The organism is Corallococcus sp. AB011P, from assembly GCF_003611605.1.
Lineage (GTDB): Bacteria > Myxococcota > Myxococcia > Myxococcales > Myxococcaceae > Corallococcus > Corallococcus coralloides.
The window spans coordinates 44970-64582 of the sequence record NZ_RAVX01000009.1 but is presented as its reverse complement, the minus strand read 5'-3'; the positions used below and the strand labels follow the sequence as shown (position 1 = coordinate 64582).

Annotated in this window: 17 protein-coding genes; 10 read left to right on the top strand and 7 right to left on the bottom strand. The window is 68.2% G+C overall.

What is annotated here, in order from left to right:
• Window positions 1-11: 11 nt before the first annotated feature.
• Both D7X30_RS22875 and D7X30_RS22870 read right to left on the bottom strand, forming a co-directional pair.
• Window positions 12-1442 (bottom strand): SH3 domain-containing protein, encoded by a 1431-nt coding sequence (locus D7X30_RS22875; protein WP_233591726.1) that lies wholly within the window; start codon window positions 1440-1442, stop codon window positions 12-14.
• 53 nt (window positions 1443-1495) lie between these two features.
• Window positions 1496-2407 carry a GNAT family N-acetyltransferase gene (locus tag D7X30_RS22870; protein WP_120565064.1) on the bottom strand — a complete coding sequence of 304 codons (912 nt, stop codon included), beginning with the start codon at window positions 2405-2407 and terminating at the stop codon, window positions 1496-1498.
• A 123-nt stretch (window positions 2408-2530) separates the two neighbouring features.
• Here D7X30_RS22870 and D7X30_RS22865 point away from each other — a divergent pair, with 123 nt between their 5' ends.
• Window positions 2531-4378 carry a M48 family metallopeptidase gene (locus D7X30_RS22865; protein ID WP_120565063.1) on the top strand — a complete coding sequence of 616 codons (1848 nt, stop codon included), beginning with the start codon at window positions 2531-2533 and terminating at the stop codon, window positions 4376-4378.
• A 22-nt stretch (window positions 4379-4400) separates the two neighbouring features.
• Here the strand turns inward: D7X30_RS22865 and D7X30_RS22860 are convergent, their stop codons facing one another.
• On the bottom strand, window positions 4401-5306 hold the full coding sequence (locus D7X30_RS22860) for an SMI1/KNR4 family protein (RefSeq protein ID WP_120565062.1): 906 nt from the start codon (window positions 5304-5306) through the stop codon (window positions 4401-4403).
• A 246-nt stretch (window positions 5307-5552) separates the two neighbouring features.
• On the opposite strand from D7X30_RS22860, the gene D7X30_RS22855 reads away from it, so the two are divergent.
• From D7X30_RS22855 to D7X30_RS22840, 4 genes are all read left to right on the top strand, one after another.
• Complete coding sequence (locus D7X30_RS22855) at window positions 5553-6707, top strand: hypothetical protein (RefSeq protein WP_120565061.1); 1155 nt, start codon at window positions 5553-5555, stop codon at window positions 6705-6707.
• A gap of 99 nt (window positions 6708-6806) precedes the next feature.
• Window positions 6807-7361, top strand: a complete 555-nt coding sequence (locus tag D7X30_RS22850; RefSeq protein WP_120565060.1) for a hypothetical protein — start codon at window positions 6807-6809, stop codon at window positions 7359-7361.
• 172 nt (window positions 7362-7533) lie between these two features.
• The gene (locus D7X30_RS42020; RefSeq protein WP_158619335.1) at window positions 7534-7680 is read left to right on the top strand and encodes a hypothetical protein; all 147 of its coding nucleotides are present in this window, start codon (window positions 7534-7536) and stop codon (window positions 7678-7680) included.
• A 431-nt stretch (window positions 7681-8111) separates the two neighbouring features.
• A complete protein-coding gene (locus tag D7X30_RS22840; RefSeq protein ID WP_120565058.1) occupies window positions 8112-9134 on the top strand; it encodes a deoxyhypusine synthase family protein in 1023 nt (340 codons plus the stop codon).
• Window positions 9135-9225: 91 nt separating this feature from the next.
• On the opposite strand, the gene D7X30_RS22835 is transcribed toward D7X30_RS22840, so the two are convergent.
• Complete coding sequence (locus D7X30_RS22835) at window positions 9226-10494, bottom strand: SBBP repeat-containing protein (protein WP_233591725.1); 1269 nt, start codon at window positions 10492-10494, stop codon at window positions 9226-9228.
• A 167-nt stretch (window positions 10495-10661) separates the two neighbouring features.
• On the bottom strand, window positions 10662-11576 hold the full coding sequence (locus D7X30_RS22830; protein WP_120565057.1) for an NmrA family NAD(P)-binding protein: 915 nt from the start codon (window positions 11574-11576) through the stop codon (window positions 10662-10664).
• 106 nt (window positions 11577-11682) lie between these two features.
• Between D7X30_RS22830 and D7X30_RS22825 the strand changes: the two genes are divergently transcribed.
• Complete coding sequence (locus D7X30_RS22825) at window positions 11683-12234, top strand: TetR/AcrR family transcriptional regulator (RefSeq protein ID WP_120565056.1); 552 nt, start codon at window positions 11683-11685, stop codon at window positions 12232-12234.
• Window positions 12235-12470: 236 nt separating this feature from the next.
• On the opposite strand, the gene D7X30_RS22820 is transcribed toward D7X30_RS22825, so the two are convergent.
• Window positions 12471-15422 (bottom strand): PQQ-dependent sugar dehydrogenase, encoded by a 2952-nt coding sequence (locus D7X30_RS22820; RefSeq protein ID WP_120565055.1) that lies wholly within the window; start codon window positions 15420-15422, stop codon window positions 12471-12473.
• Window positions 15423-15575: 153 nt separating this feature from the next.
• Between D7X30_RS22820 and D7X30_RS22815 the strand changes: the two genes are divergently transcribed.
• The 3 genes from D7X30_RS22815 to D7X30_RS42015 all read left to right on the top strand — a co-directional run bounded on the left by D7X30_RS22815 (window position 15576) and on the right by D7X30_RS42015 (window position 18292).
• A complete protein-coding gene (locus tag D7X30_RS22815; RefSeq protein ID WP_120565054.1) occupies window positions 15576-17369 on the top strand; it encodes a hypothetical protein in 1794 nt (597 codons plus the stop codon).
• Window positions 17370-17388: 19 nt separating this feature from the next.
• Window positions 17389-17784, top strand: coding sequence for a GFA family protein (locus D7X30_RS22810; RefSeq protein ID WP_120565053.1), 396 nt, complete (start codon window positions 17389-17391; stop codon window positions 17782-17784).
• 361 nt (window positions 17785-18145) lie between these two features.
• Window positions 18146-18292, top strand: a complete 147-nt coding sequence (locus D7X30_RS42015) for a hypothetical protein (protein ID WP_158619333.1) — start codon at window positions 18146-18148, stop codon at window positions 18290-18292.
• A 184-nt stretch (window positions 18293-18476) separates the two neighbouring features.
• Here D7X30_RS42015 and D7X30_RS22805 read toward each other — a convergent pair whose 3' ends face one another.
• Window positions 18477-18938: a hypothetical protein gene (locus D7X30_RS22805; RefSeq protein ID WP_120565052.1), complete on the bottom strand. Its 462-nt coding sequence runs from the start codon at window positions 18936-18938 to the stop codon at window positions 18477-18479.
• A gap of 164 nt (window positions 18939-19102) precedes the next feature.
• On the opposite strand from D7X30_RS22805, the gene D7X30_RS22800 reads away from it, so the two are divergent.
• Window positions 19103-19588: a hypothetical protein gene (locus D7X30_RS22800; protein ID WP_147443277.1), complete on the top strand. Its 486-nt coding sequence runs from the start codon at window positions 19103-19105 to the stop codon at window positions 19586-19588.
• The last annotated feature ends 25 nt before the right edge of the window (window positions 19589-19613 follow it).

Below are 19613 nucleotides of genomic sequence, written 5' to 3'. Positions count from 1 at the left end.
GCTCGATGAGCCTATGGCCGCGTGACGTGCACGAGGCTCGTCATCGCGTCCACGTACAGGGTCGTGTCGTCGGCGTACAGCGGCAGCAGCGGGGTGACCGACACCTGGTTCAGCTTCGTCTTGCGGACCTGCTGCGTGTCCGGGTCCTTGAACACGGCGTAAGGGACATCCTGGATGACGTAGGGCTCGCCGTTCACGTGGCCGATGATCATCAGCACATGGCCGGGGACGACGACGAGGTCGCCCACCTGCGCCTGCTCCAGCGCGCGCACCCGGTCGGCGTGCGAGTCCTGCGCCGTGAAGAGGCGGTGGTTCAGCGCCGCGCTCTTGCCCTGCATCCCGGAGTTGGGCGGGAGGGCCAGCCCCATGCTGCGGTACACCTCGCTGGTCAGGCCGCTGCAATCACGCGCATTGAACTGGTGTCCCCAGCCGTAGCGCTCGCCGAGGAACTTGAAGGACTGGCGGAGGATGTTGGCGCGGGTCAGCGGCAGATGGCCCGGCGCGGTGTCGGCGGTCCGGCGCAGCAGCGCGCTCCGGAAGGCCAGCGAGCCATCCTGCTCGCGCACCGGCAACTGCACCGGCCACGATGCATAGCTGCTGGCGCCGTTGACGGGCTCGCCGGGTGCCACGTCGGCCCGCGGTAGCGCGACCCCCATGTCGAGATCGAGCTCGGACACTTCCGGTGCTTCCGGCGTGAAGACCGTGCGCACCTGGTCACCCGTGACGACGCGCCCGGGCGCCTTCGCCACGTAGGAGAACACCGCGTCCGCCGTGCCTTCCGCGATGTCGCCGCGCTGGACCCACGCGGGCCCCTGCGTCGTCTGGACGAACAGCCATTGCTGGTCCGCGCTCTGGTGCGCGATGACGACCGGCTCACCCGGAAACAGGATGCCGGCCTGCAGGCTCTCGTAGTCGCGCAGGTCTTCCGAAGCGAAGAATTGCCGGCCGGACGGCAGCGACCGCAGGTGCGTGCGCCGCACGCTGAGGCCGTAGCGCGCGGTGGAGGTTTCGGGGATGTGCTCGGCCGCTGCGTTCTGGCGAAGCTCGTCGAGCATCGCTTCCGTCACCGGACGGCCCTGTTCGTCGATGACGGCCTGGATGGGCGTCTGCTGCGCAGCCCTGACCCAGCCGGCGACCTGTGCGCGTGTCAGCGTGGCCGGGGTGCCCTTCAGGTCGATCAGGCCGCCTTCCGGACCGAACGCGCGCAGGCGCTTCTCCGCCACCTGGCCGGCATCGAGCAGCACCGCATCGGGAGACGGCGCGCGGCGGATCCAGAACTCGGGCGTCAGCATGTCTTCGCTGAACGCCGGCACCCCGGACGGAGACACCGCGAGCGCGGACGGCGCGGCGCAGGCAGCGAGGCTGGCCGCGGCCCCCATCACCGCGAGCGAGAGCGCCCGCATTCGCCACGGATGCGGAGAGGGGAAGGCCAGTCGGCTCATGGGTTCTGCTCCCGCTGGAGGGTCGGTTGCTCTCCTATCGGAAGAACGAACACTCAGTGGGGGCTATTTCGCGGGGACTCCAGGGTGTGGCCCAGGTTGCGGTCCACCACCGTGAAGCCGGAGGACTGATAGAGGCCGACGGACGCCGGATTGTCCTCGAAGGCGTACACGATGGCGCGCCGGGCGCCCATCCCGTGCATGCGTCCCAGCCCCTCGTACAGGAGCGCGCGCACGAGCCCGCGTCGCCGGTGCTCCGGGACGCACGCGGTCGGTTCGAACTCTCCCACCGCGTTGAGCTCGTCGAACCAACCGAGCACGCAGGCCGCGAGGCTGCCGTCGGGCGCCTCGGCGACGAGGTCCAAGGCTGGCTGGTAGCGCGGCGCCTCCATGAGCCGCGCGTACACTTCCGTCGTCATCCGCTCGGAGCCGAAGCCGCGCCGGTGAACGAGGGCGCGCGCTTCCACCTCCTCCGGGCCGCGCACCGCGCGCACCCGGTAGCCCGCGGGCAGCGGAGGTGGCGGGGGCGGCAGCGCGTGGAGCGGCAGTTCGAGATGCAGGTAGCACCCGCCCGAGGTGCGCCGGCAACCCAGCCGCTGCAGCGCCGCGAGCAGCGGACCGTTGCTCTCCAGCGCCCACAAGGTGGCTGGCAGCGAGGTGTTTCCGGGGCGTGCGCGCGCCCAGGGCAGCACGTCCTGCGCGAAGGCGTCCGCGTGCGTGAGCGGGTGGACGAGCAGGTCCACGTCGCCGTTGCTGTAGGCCCACGCGAAGCCGGCAAGCTGCCCGGGCTCTGGCTCCCACAGGATGATCTCCTCCCGCGGCCGCACCTGGGCATTGCGCAGCATCCGCCAGGTCAGATCCCCTACCGCGCACTCCACATGGGGGCCGCGCTCCGCCCAGGCCCGCGCCACGAGGCGCTCCATGGCTTCGAGGTCGGTCACATCTCGATAGGGGCGGAGGCTGGACATCCCTCCTCTCTACTCCGTTCGGGATCCTGGATGTCAGGGTGCGCCGGGCTCTCCTGCCGGAGGCCGCGCATGGAGGGATCAGGGGGATGGGATGGAGCGCGCTATGCTGCCTCACCAATCCCCATGGCCTCCTCTCGGAAATCCCCTGGTTTCGTCCGCAGCTTCGTGTTGCCCGCGCTGCTGCTCTTCGCCCTGCCGCTGTTCGGGCTCTGGTTCTCCGGTCATGCCTCCGACCGCTTCGACGCGCAGGTGCTCGAAGTCATCGAGAAGCAGATCGGCCGGGACACGACGTTGAGCGAGGCCGACCGTCAGGAGGCGCTCTCCTTCTACCGCGGGGTCCCCGCGTCGGTGGCCTGTCAGAACGACAGCGAGGAGCTGGCGAGCTACCGCAAGGGGCTTGGCGAGGCGTGCTCGGACGCGAAGCAGTTCGGGTGGGCCTACCTGGCCTCCTGGGCCATGCTGGCGCTCGGGCTTGCCTCCACGGTGATCGCGCTCCTGTGTGGCCTGGCCGCGTTCATCTCGCGTCCCTTCCAGTACGGCAGCTTCGTGGTGGGCTGGCTCGTGCTCCGCATCACCAGCGCCATCCAGGTGCTGGGGCAGGGCGTGCTGTTGGTGTGGCTCTCCTACTGGGTGACCGCGCTCTGGGCCGAGCGCTACTACCCGAAGCTCATTGGCATCATGGCCCTCCTGGCGGCGGCCGCCGTCTTCCTGGTGGTGGTGGCCATCTTCCGACGCCCGCCCATGGACTTCGACGTGGAGGCGGAGGAGGTGCCCGAGGCGCGCGCCCCGGAGCTGTGGGCCTGCGTACGCCGGCTGTGCGAGCGGCTCCAGACGACGCCGCCCGACCACATCCTCGCGGGCATCGACACCAACTTCTTCGTCACGGAGAACGACGTGCGTGTGGATGGGCGCATCCTCTCCGGCCGCACGCTCTTCGTGAGCCTGTCCCTGCTGCGCCTGCTGGAGCGCTCCGAGGCGGAGGCCGTGCTGGCGCACGAGATGGGGCACTTGCTGGGCGGCGACACCGGGCACGGCAAGCGGCTGGCGCCCATGCTCTCGCACTTCGGCCACTACCTGGAGACGCTGTACGAAGGCGGCGTCACGCGCCCCGTCTTCTATTTCATGGCGGCCTACCGCGGTCTGTTCGAGCTGTCCCTGGGCCGCAGCCGTCGCGCCAGTGAGCTCGCGGCGGACCGGCTGGCGGCGGGGGTCACGTCGGGGCAGGACATCGCCCGCTCCCTGGTGAAGGTGGGCGCGTACTCGAGCTTCCGGGACCGCGTGGAGGCGAAGCTCTTCGCCCAGGACGAGCAGCACCAGTCGGTGGCCATCTCGCAGCGGGTCGCGCACGGCTTCTCCGAGTACGCCCAGTCCGAGGCGGTGCACGACGACCTGCAGGGCGCCGTGACGCCCCATCCGTTCGATTCACACCCGCCGCTGGGCGCGCGCATGGAGAACGTGGGCGTCCACCTGAAGCCCGCGGACATGGCGCAGGTGCTCCTGGAGCCCGTGGAGTCCTCGTGGGCGGAGGCCTTCGAGGACGCGGAGGCCATCGAGGCGCGGCTGTGGGGCGCCTACGAGGCGCGCTTCTCCCAGGCCCATGACCTGGCGCTCGCCTGCCGTTACGAGCCGTCCACGGACGAGGAGCGGCAGCACGTGGAGAAGTTCTTCCCGGCGCTCGTCTTCGAGGGCAAGGAGGCCGGCTACGAGGTGCGGATGGACTACTCGCAGGTGAGCTGCTCGGAGTGGGAGGAGCCCGTCGAGTTCGAGCGGATCGCCTCCGCCTCCACCGCCGACCGCATGTTCAAGAAGTACCTGGACCTGAAGGTCACCGGCGAGGGCCGCTTCAAGGGCGGGCGCTCCATCTGCTTGAGCAAGCTGAAGGAGCAGGACGCGGTGCTGGAGGCCTTCGAGCGCTACCTGGGACGACACCGGTTCATGAAGGCGCACCGCTCGGACTCGCAGGCGGCTTGAGCAGGAGCTCCGCCCGCTGGTGTCACGTCGCCGGCGGGCGGGTGCGGTAGAGCGTTCCGCTCAGGAGCTCGAACCACGTGCCGGCGGGAAGCAGGGTCCCCGCGACGTTCGCGTCGGCGCGCAGCGTTCCCTGGTCGAGCTTCCCCCGGAGGAGATGCACCTGGGTGCCGGCGGCCAGGGGGAGCCCCTCCACGTCGTGGTCGCGGGCCAGCACGCCGGACACGCTGGGGGAGTAGATGGGATCCTCGACCATGACCTCGTGGAAGGCGGCCAGCGGGAGGCCGTCGATGACGATGGGCTCGGCCGGGGTGAAGCGCAGCGGGCGTCCCGTCTTCGGATGGGGGGCGAGCACCGTGTCCCCAGCGCACGGGATGCCGTCCACGACCGCGCGTTCGGCCAGGGTGACGAAGTGGATGCGGCCCGCGTCGGTCATGTAGACGGACGTGCCCGCCCGGGCCACGAAGCCTCCCTCGCAGCGCGCGTTGTCATGCACGGTCACGACCGCGGGTCGGCCGGTGCTCGCGTGGATGTGCTCGACGTCCACCAGGCCTTCGATGCCCGGCACTCGCACACCCTTCGGAGCCTGCCGCGACGCGAGCGCATCGAAGGTGGGCAGGTCATCCGGATGCAGCCCCTCCGAGACGCGCTGCAGGAGCTCGTCATAGGACGACGCGATGTAGCGGGTATCGCCGTACGTCTCGCTCATGTGGAGGTAGAAGATGGCCCCCACGCCCTTCTTCAGACGGTCCTCGACGTCGAGGTACCAGACGCCGCCGCCCCCATCCATGGCGAAGGGAACCAGACCGGAGGGCAGTTCCTCGCTCTCATCGCCCCACCTGTCGAGCTCGAGGCGCGTCTTCGGCCCGGCGATGGTGCGCGGCTCGGAGAGGTCTTCCAGGAGTCTGGCGGGAAAGCGTGGGTCGATCATTCCCAGGCAGCTTCCGGACAATCACGCCGGGCGGCAAGCGCGGGCGCCATGGTGACTGGCGCCATCTTCCTGGTGACCGCTGTCACCAGCCCTCGGCTTCCTCCCGGGAGGTCCCTCCCGTCAACTCATTGAAATCACGGGCCGGTTTTGGCCACGCCGGTCGACCAGGGCTCGGCATGCCGGGTGCAGTAGGGCAGGGCATCGCTGTACTGCTCCCCCCTTCGACGTACTCCTGAGGTTCCTCCCATGGCCCGTCGCATCGGTTCGTCCCTGTCCCGCTCCGCCACCCTCCCGACCTCCACGGCGTCCAAGCCCAAGCCGCCGGCGCGCGCGTCGACGCTCCCCGCCTCGACGACGGCCGCGAAGCCCACGGCGACGACGGCCACCAAGCCCACGGCGACGGCCACGAAGCCCACGGCGACGACGCCCGCCGCGAACACGGCGACGCCGCCGAAGCACGCGGGGGCTCCCGAAGGACAGCCGTCCTACAGCCCGTGGTCGCTGAACTCAGGCACGGATGTGGCGGTGAGCGGCGGTGACAACAAGCTCACGGCGCCCGCGGCCGCGAAGCAGACCATGTTCATCGACAAGCCGGCCACGCCCTACCAGAAGGACACCTTCGGCGGTGGCCGTGTGAGCGGCAACATGGGGTCGATGCAGGCCTCCACCACCAGCCACAGCGGCGGTGGCGTGCACCACTACTCGGCCCAGGCCGAGGTCCAGGGGCCCAACGCCTCCTACGAGTGGCAGAAGTCGCACGCGGGCCGGATGGGCGTGTCGAGCGCGCAGGTCACCGGCGAGGCCAACACCTTCAAGGCGCAGGCCCAGGCCGGCGTGTCGGCCGACACGAACTCGCACGCCTACACCGCCGCGCTGACGGCCAAGGCGGAGACGGGCGTGGGCGTCACGGCGAGCGCGAACCACGACTTCAACCGGCACGTGGGCGGCTACGTGAAGGGTGAGGCGAAGGCCGGCGCCTCCGCCTACGCCGAGGGCGTGGCCACCTTGGACCCGAGGACGGCCACGGCGATGGTCTCCGGTCAGGTGGGCGCGGGCGCCACGGCGGGCGCGTACGCCACGGCGGGCGGGCACGTGGGCCGGGTGCACGGCTCGGTCACCGCGGGCGCGGTGGCGGGCGCGTCGGCCCAGGCGGGCGGGAAGTTCGGCCTGGAGAATGGCTTCCTCAAGCAGTCCGCGGACGTGAACACCGCCCTGGGCGTGGGCACCCACGTGAAGTCGGACGTGGCGGTCGACCTGCGTCACCACATCAAGCCGGGCATCGCCTCGGGCCTGCGCCCCGCCCTCGGCAGCGCGATGGGCGTGCCCGCGCCCGCGATCGCCATCGAGCCGGAGAAGTCGGGCATCGAGAAGCTCTTCGCCAAGGCCTTCGGCAGGGAGTGATGCGCGGGGCATACCCCCCGTCCGGGTGTTCCTCCCTGGCGTCGTCATGGGTCAGCTCGTAGGTTGCGCTCCCCTGGTACTTCGAGCGCTGCCCATCCCATGACGACGTCCATTCTTCGAACCCTCCTCCGCGGTGCATTCGTGCTCCAGGCGCTCTCCGCCTGTGCCACGGGCCCGCAGCGTCACGAGCAGCCGCCGCTTGCCGCCCCTGCCGTGGCGGAGCTGACCGAGGCCTTGAAGCCCTTTTCCTTCCTGATGGGGACCTGGGACGCGGAGGGCGGCGGTACGCCCGGTGCGTCCGCCGGAACCTTCACGTTCCAGCCGGATGTGCAGGGACATGTGCTGATCCGCCGGAACGAATCCGTCACGCCGGGCGGGCGGCACGAGGACCTGATGGTCCTCCATCCGGGAGCGCAGGGCGCGGTGCGTGCGAGCTACTTCGACAACGAAGGGCACGTCATCCAGTACGCAGCCCGTGCGGAAAGCTCCCCGGCGAGCGCTGAGTTCGTCACCGACGAGGCGTCTGGCGCGCCCCGGTTCCGCCTGTCGTATCTGCTGAACACAGACGGAACGCTCAACGTCAGGTTCGAGATCGCCCCTCCCGGCGGTGCCGGCTTCCGGACCTACCTCGAGGGTACCGCCCGGCGCAGATAGGCATTGGAAGTGTGTGCCGCACGGGCAGTCATGTCACGACGGGCTGGGGGCAGGGCACGGTCGTCAACGACGCGTGGACGCCCCCAGCGCCTGCTTCAGGTCCGGTCCAGCGACAGGGGGTTAGTTACAGGGCGCGCCGCAGGTGCCCGCCCCGCGGGCCTGACATGCCGCCGTGTTGATGCAGAACAAGCCATCACCCGTGCAGCACCCGAGCAACCGCGAGGACTCGTCCGTGGTCTCGTCCGGAACCGCGCTGCTGGGCGCGGTCGAGACGAGCACGGCCTCGTCGTTCGTCACGACCTCGCTCGGGGCAAGCTGAGAAGAGGAAACAGCCATTCCCACCACGAAGGCAAAACTCAGGGCAACTCCGGAGACAAGCGTCCGCGGCATCTGATGCTCCTTGGGTTGAGAGGCGTCTGGGATGGCACTCCCAGTGTGTCCCACAATCCAAGACGCTCGGGTGCGCAACTGAAGTGGTCGGGTATGGATGTATTTTGATGGGTGGAACGAATGACACGCTGCAAGGTCAGGTCTTTCCGTAGCGGCGAAGGGCCTCGTCGAATTCAAGGCGCCGTGGGCCGCCGCCTGCGTGGAAGCCGTAGCCGCGAGCCCCCTGCCGTGGTACCCAGCCGGCAGCCACTTGACGCTCCGATGGCGGTCCGACGTTTCGTCGCGACCGTAGGGTGTCCTCGGGTGGCATTCGCCGGCTGGCGCCTCCCGGGTCATGACCCCGTTGTTTCTGGAGGCCCCATGTCCACGTCCGAACTGCCCGTCCTCGAGTTCATCCTCACGAACTACAAGAACTTCAACGCCCGCGCGACGCGCGACGCGCTCCTGTCCTACTGGGAGCATGTGTCGAGCGGCGGCCGGATGTTCTGGAGCGTCGCGGGCGCGATGTCGTCCGCGCAGCTCGGCATCACGCTCGCGCCTGCCATCCGCTCGGGCCTGATTCACGGCCTGTCGGTGACGGGCGCCAACCTGGAGGAGTCGCTCTTCCGGCTCGTCGCGCACACGGCGTACAGGGACTTCCCCGAGTACCGTTACTTCACCAAGCAGGACGACACGCGCATCCTCGAGCAGCGGATGCGCCGGGTCACCGACACGAGCATCCCCGAGGACGAGGCGTTCCGGGCGGTGGAGAAGATCGTCGTCCCCATGTGGAAGAACGCCTCCGCGACGGGCGAGCGCCGCTTCTGGCACGAGTACTTCTACGAGCTCATCCAGGTGCTGGAGCCCTCGGCGTACGAGGGCGACCCGGAGGCCTGCTGGCTGATGGAGGCGGCGAAGCGCAAGCTGCCCATCGTCGTCCCGGGCTACGAGGACTCGACGTTCGGGAACATCTTCGCGTCCTACGTGAAGACGGGCGACTGCAACGCGAGCATCGCGAAGTCCGGCATCGAATACATGGCCGACTTCTACGACCGCTACGAGGAGCTGTCCGCGGGCAAGGGCGTGGGCTTCTTCCAGATTGGTGGCGGCATCGCCGGTGACTTCCCCATCTGCGTCGTGCCGTCGACGAAGTACGACATGCAGAAGCCCGTGAAGCCGTGGGCCTACTTCTGCCAGATCAGCGACTCGACGACGTCCTACGGCTCGTACTCGGGCGCGACGCCCAACGAGAAGATCACCTGGGACAAGCTGACGGAGACGACGCCGATGTTCGTCATCGAGTCGGACGCCACCATCGTCGTCCCGCTGATGCTCCGCGCGCTGCTGGAGTGCCAGGGCAAGCCGGAGGCGGCGAACGCGCTCATCTCCAAGCACCGGCGCTAGTCACGCGCGAACCGCGGCAGGGCCCGGAACGCGGCGGCGGATGTCGCCGTGGGGCGTTCGGGCCCTGCCCGGGTTTCGTCAGAGGCCTTGCTCAGAAGCGGACGAGGAAGGCGTCATTGCCGCCAGCGCTGGTGTTGCCGCCGAGGCTCCCTGCCGTCTGTCCGGCGACGTAGGCGTTACCGGAGGCGTCCACGGCCACTCCGCGGGCGATGTCCTGGCGCGAGGTGCCCAGGAGCCGGCTGCCCATCTTCGTGCCGAGCGCGTCGTAGCGGGTGAGGAAGGCATCGGAGCCACCAGCGGACGCGATGCCATCGAGCCCGGAGGTGTATCCGACGACCTGCACGACGTTGCCCGGGGTGACGGCGACGCCGAACGCGTAGTCGGGCTGCCCGCCTCCGAGCATGCGGCTCCAGTCGCGGTTGCCGGCGCTGTCGTAGCGGGCGAGCAGCACGTCGATGGTGCCGTTGTTGGTGTTGCCGTCCAGGCTGCCGAACGTCTCGCCAGCGATGTAGACGCCGCCGTCGGGGCCCACGGCGACGCTCTTGGCGTCATCCAGGTCGCCCGCGTCGATCTGCCGGACCCACTGCTGGACGCCCAGGATGTTGAGCTTGAGCAGGAAGATGTCGCTGTTCACCGCCGGGGTGGTGCCGTCGAGGCTGCCGTAGGTGTTCCCGACGATGTAGACCTCGTGCGTGGGCGTGACGGCGATGCCGCGCGCCATGTCGCTCGCGGAGCTGCCGTACTGCTGGAGCCAGTACGGGTTGCCCGCCGTGTCATAGAGCCCGGCGATGATGTCGTAGTGGTTGGGGTTGCCGCCGTTGGCGAAGCTGCCGCCGGTATAGCCGGTGAAGTAGAGGGTGTCGTCCGCGCCGACGGCGATGCCGGTGGCGAAGTCATCCATCTGCGTGCCGTTCTGGCGCAACCACAGGCGGTTGCCGGCGGCGTCGTACTTGGCGATGAAGACGTCGAAGCCGCCCGCATTGGTATAGAAGTCGAAGCCACCGTAGGTGGTGCCAGCGATGTACGCATTGCCGTCCGCGTCGGTGGCCACGGCGGTGGCGCGGTCCGCCCCGGGGGTGCCGAGCTGGCGGACCCACTGAAGGTTGCCGGCGGTGTCGTACCGGGCAATGAACGCATCCTGACCGCCGGCCTTCGGGTCGGCGCCGAGCTGGCTCGTCGTCTGACCCACCACGTAGACGCTCGCGCCCGACACGGCCACGGCGCTGGCCTGCTCATCCAGGTTGGCGCCGAGCTGGGCCACCCAGGAGGGGGACGGAACCTGGGCCGCGGCGACGGAGGGGATGCCCGCGGCGCCGACAACGCCCGCGAACCCGAACATGCTCAAGAGAAGGTGTTTCATCACGAACTCCATTTCTCAGTGGGGGGAACAGCACCGCGCATCATGGGGAGAAGTCTGACGTCACGGCACCCTTGCAAGACCACGAGAAATGGGCGCGCGGAAGATGGGTAGAGAAAGACACGCATGCGACCGTGTCTGACTTGAGCCGAAGGTGAGTCGTCGACGCGTCAGGTCATCTCGCGACGCTGACGTACCCAGGCCTCGAAGCTCATGGGCGAAAGCCCGTAGGAGCGCGCGATTTCGGGCCGAGCCAGCAGCGGGGCGACGTTCATGTACGTCATGCCTTGAGCCACGCCGGGATGCAGGCCAGCCGCGACGGCCTCTTCGATCGTGGAGGACCAGGCGACGTACTCCTTGCCGTCGACGCGTGAGAGGACCTCAGCGACTTGAGGAAGCGTGAGCACGTCACCCGCGAGCTCCAGCGTCACTCCATGGAACTTCGCGGGATCGTTGATCGCCGCCGCGGCCGCCTTGCCGATGTCCTCTGGCGCGATCAGCCCGATGGGTTTGTCGGCCCGGACCACCGTGAGCAGCCTGCGCCCGTCGACGAAGCCGGCGGGATCCAACATCGGGTGGTCCATGAAGGTGGCGGGCAGGATGACGGTCCAGTGCTTGAAGCCCGCGGTGCGGACGAGGTCGCACGTGGCCAGCTTGTTCTCCCAGTACTCCTCGTGGAACTTCCAGCGCCCCTCCGCCCAACCCTCGACGTCGCGGTGGGCGCCGACGCCGGACGTCGCCGTGTGCACGAACGTCTCGACGCCCTCGGCGAGCGCGGCCTCGACGAGGTTCCTCCCCTGCTGACGCTCCTTGCTGAAGTCGATGCCGGTCGCGGAGACGATGGGGGACTGCATCGAGAAGACCGCCCGCGTCCCGGCGCAGGCGGCGCGCAACGACGCCGGATCGTCCAGGTCCCCGACGACCACCTCCGCGCCCGCCGCCGCGAGGGCCCTGGCGTTCGCCGCCTCCGGATTGCGCACCAGGACGCGCACCTTTGTGCGGCCCTCGGCCAGCAATGCCCGGGCGGTGGCGCCACCCTGGCGTCCTGTGGCGGCGGTGACGAGCACGGCTTCGCTGCGACTCATCGGCGGCTCCTTTACAAGTGGGGGACCCCACCGTTTATTGTCGTGGTTAAATACGGAGGGGGACCCCGTTTGTCAAAGAGAAGGGTCTCGTGAAGAGGAGTGCGCCGTGGAGCAGGTGAAGCGGTTGCGCGCGGATGGGCGACGCAACCGGGAGCGGATTGTCGAAGTCGCCGCGGAACTGGTCGCCAGGGAGGGCGCGCAGGTGTCGCTCGAGGAGATCGCACGGCGGGCGGGGGTAGGTTCGGCGACCCTGCACCGGCACTTCCCGTCGCGGCAGGCGCTGCTGGAGGTGGTCTTCCGCGATGGCGTCGCGCAGCTCTGTGCGCGGGCCGCCGCGAAACCGGGCAAGGCGCCCGCCGCCGAGCTGGCGGACTGGCTGGAGGAGGTGACGGTCTACACCGCGACCCACCGCGGGCTCGCCGCCGCACTGCTGGCCGGCCCGGAGGGCCTTTCCGCCGAAGACATCTGCTGCACGGACATGCTGCTCAAGGTGCTGCAGGTTCTGGTGGAGCGGGCGTCATCCGTGGGGGCGCTTCACGCGGGCGCCACGCCGGAGGACCTGATGATGCTGGCGAACGCGATCGCCGTCGCGAACGAAAACGATCCGCTCACCGCGCGCCGGGTGCTGCGCCTCGCGCTCACCGGCATCCGGCGCTGAGGGCATCCCAAGGCCGCTTTAGACCTTGCGTGATGAAGATGTTCTTCGGTCTTCCGCGATGGCGAGCGGGCCCGTTTCCGCCGCGAGGAGCATGGCTCCTCCGACGTCGAGGGAGAGCGAGTCCTGGGGGAGCAGGCAAACCCAGGCCCCCAGCGCGAAGCCCAGAAGGCGGCGCTGGAGGCCTTCGTGGGCCTGCCGTTCACGGCGCTCCAGAAGGTCGTGATGGAGCGCTTCGACTACGGACCGGATTGGGGGCAGGTCGCGGGCTCGAGGTAGAAGGCCTCCCACGAGCCCGTGTCGGTGGGATTGCAGATGCCCCCGTTGCCGCCATTGCCGCTCTGGATGGGAGCGCCGAGGGTGTTCTCCTTCCAGTTGCGCGCGGTGCCTGTCGTCGCTTCGAAGCCATAGCGATTGCGGCCGCCGAAGACGCCACAAGCGTGGCGGGTGAACGCCTCCGCCGTGCCGAGCGAGGCATTCACGGTGAGCTGATCCGCGACCACCGCCACGTACGCGCCGCTCGCTCCCTTGAGCTTGTATTTCGCGCCGCTGGTGACGAGCTCGAAGACCTCACCACCGGTCTGCGTCGTGCCGAGCGCGGCCACCTTGCCAGCGCCGTCGACGGTGAGCCACTGGTCGGAGCGCTCGCTCTGGATGCGGAAGCAGCCCGCGCTGCCGCTGGCCTCGGTATGGCAGGTCGCATCGCAGCCATCGCCCGGCTGGGTGTTGCCATCGTCGCATTGCTCGCCGCTCTCGACCGTGCCGTTGCCGCACACGGGGCCGGTGCTGCCGCCCGGGCAGGCCACTGGTTCGAGGTAGAAGGCCTCCCAGGCGCCGCCATCGGCCGGATTGCAGGCGCCACCATTGCCGCCGTCACCACTCTGGATGGGCTCGCCCGGCGCGGTCTCCTTCCAATGGGGCGCGCTCCCCACGGAGGCCCGGAAGCCGACGCGGGTGCGCCCGCCGTAGCCGCAGGCAAGCTGGGTGAATGACTCTCCGCTGGTGAAGTTGGCGCCCATCGTGAGCTGGTTCGCCACCACCGTCAGGAACGCGTCGCCCGAGCCCTTGAGCTTGTACTGGGTGCCGTTCGGTACGAGCTGGAAGACCTGCCCGCCAGCTTGAGTCGTGCTGCCGGCGATGACCTTGCCCGCGGTGTTGACGGTGAGCCACTTGTCGCTGCGCTCGCTTTGAATCTGATAGCAGCTCCCGCCCGAGGTCTCGACGAACTGGGCGGTGTAGGTGGCCGCGCTGCCAGGCGTGATGAAGGTGTGGGATTGCGCGCCGCCGTCCGACCACGACGAGAACGCCCAGAACTTGCCGTTCGCATACTGCGGCGACTCGACACCCACGGAGCGGACGACACCGACCACGCCGGTCGTGTCGTGCGGCGCCGGAACCGGCCGCCCGTCCATCAGGACCTGCAGTCCGCTCGGCACGCTGGTCACCGTGAGCGGGACCGTGACGGGGTGGATGTCGCGATACGTCGTGTGGGTGAGGCCAATCGAGTCGCGCACCGTGAGCCGCAGGCGATACCAGACATTGGCCGAGCTCTCGCCGATGCTCGGGATGGGCCAGCTCCCGCTCGCGATGCCGGTGGCATCGGCCATGGCCGGGTGCGTGTGGGTGTCGTGATGGAAGGTGATGTTCCAGGTCATCGCGCTCGGAGGCAGCGCGCCATCCTCCAGGTCGCTGGCCGAGCCGGAGAACGTCAGGTTGGTGGAGGCGATGTAGGTCGCGCCCGTGGCCGGCGTCACAATCGTGGCCACCGGCGGCTTGTTGGACGTCACCGTCAGCACGGCCTCGGTGCTGGTGGTCGAACCCAGCCCGTTGGTCACGACCACGCGGAAGCGCGCGCCGCTGTCGGAGAGCTGCGCGGCGGTCAGCTCGTAGCCCGGCGAGGTCGCGCCCGCGATGTCCACGCCGTTGCGCTGCCACCGGTAGGTGAGAGGCGGCTCTCCGCTCGCCGACACCGTGAAGGCCGCCGGATAGCCGACCGATACCAACGTGCTCGCCGGTTGCTGCGCGATGCTCGGCGGCAGCGAGGCCGTGTAGGCGATGCGGCCCACCTGGCCCGCGCCACGCGACAGGTAGTAGAGCGCGCCATCGGGCCCGACATCGAGGTCCACGGGCCCCGCGGCGGCCGTCGCGAACAGCGAATGCGCACCGGTGTTCGGGTCGATGCGCGCAATCCAATTGTTGGTGTAGTCCGCGAAGAAGTACTGACCGACATAGGCGCTGGGAAAGGCCGTGACGGGCGGATTGTAGAAGGCACCGCCCGCGATGCAGTTGCCGGCGGCCGTGCCAGAGCCATGCGGGTACGCGTAGAACGGCTGCGTGAGCTCCGGGCGGTTCGTGAAATAGCCTTCCGTCATCGGCCAGCCGTAGTTGGCACCGGCCTGGCCGCGGTTGATCTCCTCCCAGCCGCCTTCGCCCACGTCGTTGATGAACAGGATTCCCGTGCCGGGCTGAACGTCGAAGGTGAAGGGGTTGCGCAGCCCCATCGCCCAGGTCGCCTTGGCGAGCCCGGTGGCGGTCGCATAGAACGGATTGTCGGTGGGGATGCTGCCGTCCGGGTTGAAGCGCAGCAGCTTGCCGAGCGGCGTGTTCAGGCTCTGTGAATTGGAGGAGACCGCGTTCTCTCCGACCGAGACATAGAGCTTGCCGTCGAGTCCGAAGCGGACCGCGCCGCCGTTGTGGTTGGCGGCGTCGAGCGTCGGAAAGTCGGCGAGCACCAGCTCACTTCCGGGAACCACCACATTGCCATTGGCGGTGAAGCGGCTGACCCGGTTGTGGATGCTGCCGGCGACCGACGTGTAATAGACATACAGATAGTGGTTGCTGTCGAAGTTGGGATCGAACGCGACGCCCATCAGCCCGCGCTCGTTGTCGTTGTCCACGGCGAGCGTCATGAACGGAGTCGCCAGGAGCTGGCCGTTCACGACGACACGCAGGGCGCCATTCTTCTCCGAGATGAACAGGCGCCCGTCGGGCGCGAAGGTCATGGTGGTGGGGCCCTGGAGGCCACCGACGAAGACCGAGTCGGCGAAGTTGGCGTCTTGAACGACCGCGCCCGCTCGCGTGACCGCCAGCTCCGGGGGTGACTGCGTCGAGCAGCCCACGAGGAGGGAGAAGACCGCGCACACGACGAAGAGCGGTAAGGGAGACTCCGCTCGGACACTCGTTCCTGGCATCGCTGCTGCTCCTGGTCGAACGTGGGGGGTATTCCCGCTTTTACACTGAAAGCCTGTTCGACTGGAGCCGATTCAGCCATTCGGCAATGGATTCCCCCGACCATCGTAATAAGTGCAGCGAATCTCGTGGCACGCCTCAGGGGGGAGGCTTACATGGACGGAATTTCTCGTTTCTCATCGGGTCTGAAGGGTGTCCGGACGTCTTCGGTCTCGGACACGGCCGCGCAGTCAGCGACGTCTCAGGACTCCACCGCTGAGCGCACGCTCCGAGAGCTGTTCTCCCACAGCAGCTTCGAGCCGCAGTCCCGTCCCTCGACGGCCGCGCCCTTCAGGGCCCTGTCCCAGACCACGCCTCCTCCGGACGTGTCCAACCCGTCCGTCAGCGATTGGCAGGCCTGGTGCGAGCAGTTCAAAGGCAATGCCGAAGCCGAGCTCAACCGCAAGCGCGGCACCACCCTGCCGGACGTCGCGGCCGACCAGACCATGCATGGCTCCCGCTCGCCCATGTATGCCGCGGGCCGCTCCACCGTGCCCGGCAACGAGAACGTCCCCGCCTTCTTCCAGGACTTCCCCGCCACCGGCGAGCGGCAGATGCAGCTCTACACCTTCTGCCGCCCGCCTCCGGGACAGGCCCTGGACCCCACGGACCGCAACCAGTGGGTGTCCTTCGAGGTGCACGGCGACATCTGCAAGGCCTACTCGGACAACACCTTCACCCACGGCCGACAGGGCACCAACTCGCTCCTGGGTTACCCCAACTCCGGCCTCGAGGACGGCGTGAAGGCCCGGCCGCCCTTCCTCGATGACCCGATGGTGAAGGCGTTCCGTGACGCCCGGGTCGCCGCCGGCAAGCCCGACATGGTGCCCTTCCAGGAGTTCCAGAACGGCTACCTCGCCGACCTTGGCGGCAAGGTGCAGGCCTTCTCCAAGGATGGAAAGCCCCTGGGCACCGCGTGGCCCGGCGGGGACATGACCACGACGGCGACGCAGGGCCCAGGGGACGTCCAGAAGCCTACGGGCCCCTACGGCACCACGGGCCCGTTGATCGGGGACACCTCCTTCGGCAACGCGACAGTGCAGATGGGCACCTCCGCGAGCCACGGCGGCGCTGTCACCAGCCTCTTCTACGGCGGCACGGAGTACATCAACAACTACGACCATGGCCGGCAGATGCAGGTGGCCTTCTCCCTGGACGGCTACGGCGAGGCCCTGATGCCCACCGAGGCGGGGAGCAACCGGAACGGTACGAACCCCACGTCCACGACGCAGGTGGTGGGCTACGGCGCGCAGCCCGGCCGCATGACCAGCACCGTGCACCCCGCCTACTGGCTGGAGCCGGGAGAGGATGCAGGCAAGTACAACAGCGTTCCCAAAGCCATCAACACGACCCTGGTTTCCGAGGACACCATCACCAAGGACATCACCGTCGGCGTGGGCGGTCACGACAACGTCATCCAATACGACAGCCACATCCACCTCGCCGCCCCCCACGACACCATCTACGTCGAGGCTCCCACCACCTACGTCAACGGCGAGTTCGAGAAGCACTACCGCTTCGACCCGGCGACGGGTGAGTCGCGCTTGTACCCCCGGGTGCACTCGGAGAAACCGAGGCCCCCGGAGGAGGGCGGCTTCGTGGACGAGGCGGGCAACGTGCCGCTCATCGTCGCCACGGAGGGGGGCGAGCATGCCATGGCCATCTGGTCGCCGGACGAGAAGCGCTCAGACCTCCAGTACCGCCTGCACCAGTTCGACCTCAACGACCCCGAGCAGAACTGCTCCAAGCTCAGCGTCACCTTCGGCATGTCGGAGAACGTGCCCGCTGACATCAAGACGCAGAGCTACGTCATCGTCGGCACCCTGGAGGAGGTGAAGGCCCGGCTCGCGGAGCTGTACAATCAGAACCCCACCGGCGTGGAGCGCAGGTGGCCAGAGGACGTTCGCTGACGTCGTGAGGAGGTCGTCCATGCATCGCGGTTCCTGCTTGTGCGGCGCGGTCCGCTTCACCGTGGAGGGCGACCTGCCCGCCCCGGACGCCTGCCACTGCTGCAAGTGTCGCAAGCACTCGGGCCACTACTTCGTCTCGACCGACGTGCCGCGCTCAGCCGTCACCATCGAGGGCGCGGACAAGGTCGGCTGGTTCCAGTCGTCCGAGAAGGCGCGTCGCGGGTTCTGCTCCGTCTGCGGCTCGTCGCTGTTCTGGGACCCGCTCCAACGCGATTGGATTGGAATCGCGATGGGCGCCTTCGACACGCCGACCCACACCCGCATCGCGGTCCACATCTACATGGCCGACAAGGGCGACTACTACGAGGTCGCGGATGGAGTGCGGCAGTTCGACACAATCCCTCCGAGGGCCTAGCGATTCGATGTGCTCGTGATGGCGGCCACCGCCGCGAGCGTCGTTTCAACGAGTTGGGAGGCCCGGGTCACTGCTCATGGCGGACCGCATTGGATTCGACGGGCAGAGAGCATCGACGGGTTGGAGGGTTTCGTGGACGAAGCACTCCAAGCTACGGAAGGGCACTGCCCAAACGAGCAATGGAGTGTCGCCGCGGAGTGGGCCGGCTTCAATCGAGGCCAGTTCCGCCGACCCTCGATGTGTCGCCAAGGCGTGAGGTGTTGGACCTGCGTCACCCGGTGAAGACACCCCAGCAGATGTCGTTCCGCGCCCGCTGGTCCTCTTCATCGGGACGTCGTTCTCCGTTGGCGTGACGGACCGGGTGAGCAACATCGCGCTCCTGCGCGAGGCGGAGGTCTTGAGCATCGACCCCTCGGGCACCTCGCGGGTGCCCGGCATCGAAGTCATCCCGGAGCGCGCGGAGGAACTGCTCCCCCGGTGGATACAAGCCCTGACGGAATCACCGTGAGTGGAGCGCCACCGCGCTGTTGTCGTGGATGCAGGGAGCCGTGCGGCCGAAACGAGGGTCTGGACATCGCGCGTGCGCTCGCAGCGCTGTCCAAGGCTCCATTGCTTGTGCTCGCGACCGCGTTCAATGCAACGCGTTGAGCAGGGTCTGCACAGGCTTCAAAGGAGCTCGAGCGCACGCTGCGTCACCCGGTGGAGACGCAGCGGACCTTCTCATGCCATCCCCGTACGATCAGGAGGGCATAGGGCCAGCCCCGGCTCTTGGGATTGCCAGGGGTCTTCACCCGCCGGTAGGAGACGATCATCTCCGGACCATTCTGCTCGGGCTCCTTTATCAAGTTGACGGAGTCGATGAGGAGGACGGTGCCATCTTCCTCGCTGGTGGGGGACACGCAGAGCACCCAGCTGGCGAACTTGAAGTTGTTCCGGGTCTGAGTGACATCGCCGAGCAGCCGGAGGTAGGGACCGGCCAGTGCCCCTTCGGCTGGGAGCTCATCCCGGGCATAGGCACTGTCGGCGCTGATCTGTTCGAAGCCCTGTGCCCGGTAATCGGTTTTGAATCTGGCACGAATATCTGGCTCCGTTGCACTCGCGCTCGCTCCCAACAACAGACAGACAAGCCCCATCCCGCACTGCAATCGCGTCATGTGTGTCTCCCGGCTGAGAGGCGTAGCAACGTGTGTGCCACGAGTCGACACTCTCGGAGCCCGGCTGGGAGGCCATGGCGTGTGACACTTTGCCCCGGGACCACGCTTCTGGTGGGACGGAGTGTCCATGCCCGTGTGCCATCGAGACGGGGTATGCTGATTTCATGAAATACCTACAGCGTGCTCTGGCTGTGGCCGAGGAGCGGGGCTATTTCAACGCCCCCGAGTTGCTGCGGTTACAAGAAGAGGTGCCGGAATGGCTCCGCGCCTTGGCCCATGAAGACGGCCTGGCGAAGCTCGAAGCGCGGATCGGACTTCCCGTGCCGGGTGCGCTTCGTGAGTATTACGCCTGTCCCCAGCTGGCGTGCTTCCTGGAAGCGAGCATGGATGGAGAGGTGTTCTTGAAGGACCCCTATGTTGCCGACGGGGAACCTCCACAGGTGGTGAATTGGTGGGGGCGTCCTCACCTGGCCATCGCATTCCATGGGCATAGCGGGATGATCTGCGCGGTCCGCCTGGGTGAGGAGGACCCCCTCGTATTCTGGGGCTTTGAAGATGAGCCCTACGAAGACAAGCGCGGGCCTCCGCTCTCTTTCTCGGAGTGGGTGTTCCGGCACGTCGACAATCACAAGGCCAGGCTGGACCCCTAGCAGCGATACTACGAAGCGCAGTTTC

Coding starts and splice junctions, on each gene's coding strand:
- D7X30_RS22875 (WP_233591726.1), bottom strand. CDS start 1,442: ATGAGCCGACTGGCCTTCCCCTCTCCGCATCCGTGGCGAATGCGGGCG.
- D7X30_RS22870 (WP_120565064.1), bottom strand. CDS start 2,407: ATGTCCAGCCTCCGCCCCTATCGAGATGTGACCGACCTCGAAGCCATG.
- D7X30_RS22865 (WP_120565063.1), top strand. CDS start 2,531: ATGGCCTCCTCTCGGAAATCCCCTGGTTTCGTCCGCAGCTTCGTGTTG.
- D7X30_RS22860 (WP_120565062.1), bottom strand. CDS start 5,306: ATGATCGACCCACGCTTTCCCGCCAGACTCCTGGAAGACCTCTCCGAG.
- D7X30_RS22855 (WP_120565061.1), top strand. CDS start 5,553: ATGGCCCGTCGCATCGGTTCGTCCCTGTCCCGCTCCGCCACCCTCCCG.
- D7X30_RS22850 (WP_120565060.1), top strand. CDS start 6,807: ATGACGACGTCCATTCTTCGAACCCTCCTCCGCGGTGCATTCGTGCTC.
- D7X30_RS22840 (WP_120565058.1), top strand. CDS start 8,112: ATGTCCACGTCCGAACTGCCCGTCCTCGAGTTCATCCTCACGAACTAC.
- D7X30_RS22835 (WP_233591725.1), bottom strand. CDS start 10,494: ATGAAACACCTTCTCTTGAGCATGTTCGGGTTCGCGGGCGTTGTCGGC.
- D7X30_RS22830 (WP_120565057.1), bottom strand. CDS start 11,576: ATGAGTCGCAGCGAAGCCGTGCTCGTCACCGCCGCCACAGGACGCCAG.
- D7X30_RS22820 (WP_120565055.1), bottom strand. CDS start 15,422: ATGCCAGGAACGAGTGTCCGAGCGGAGTCTCCCTTACCGCTCTTCGTC.
- D7X30_RS22815 (WP_120565054.1), top strand. CDS start 15,576: ATGGACGGAATTTCTCGTTTCTCATCGGGTCTGAAGGGTGTCCGGACG.
- D7X30_RS22810 (WP_120565053.1), top strand. CDS start 17,389: ATGCATCGCGGTTCCTGCTTGTGCGGCGCGGTCCGCTTCACCGTGGAG.
- D7X30_RS22805 (WP_120565052.1), bottom strand. CDS start 18,938: ATGACGCGATTGCAGTGCGGGATGGGGCTTGTCTGTCTGTTGTTGGGA.
- D7X30_RS22800 (WP_147443277.1), top strand. CDS start 19,103: ATGAAATACCTACAGCGTGCTCTGGCTGTGGCCGAGGAGCGGGGCTAT.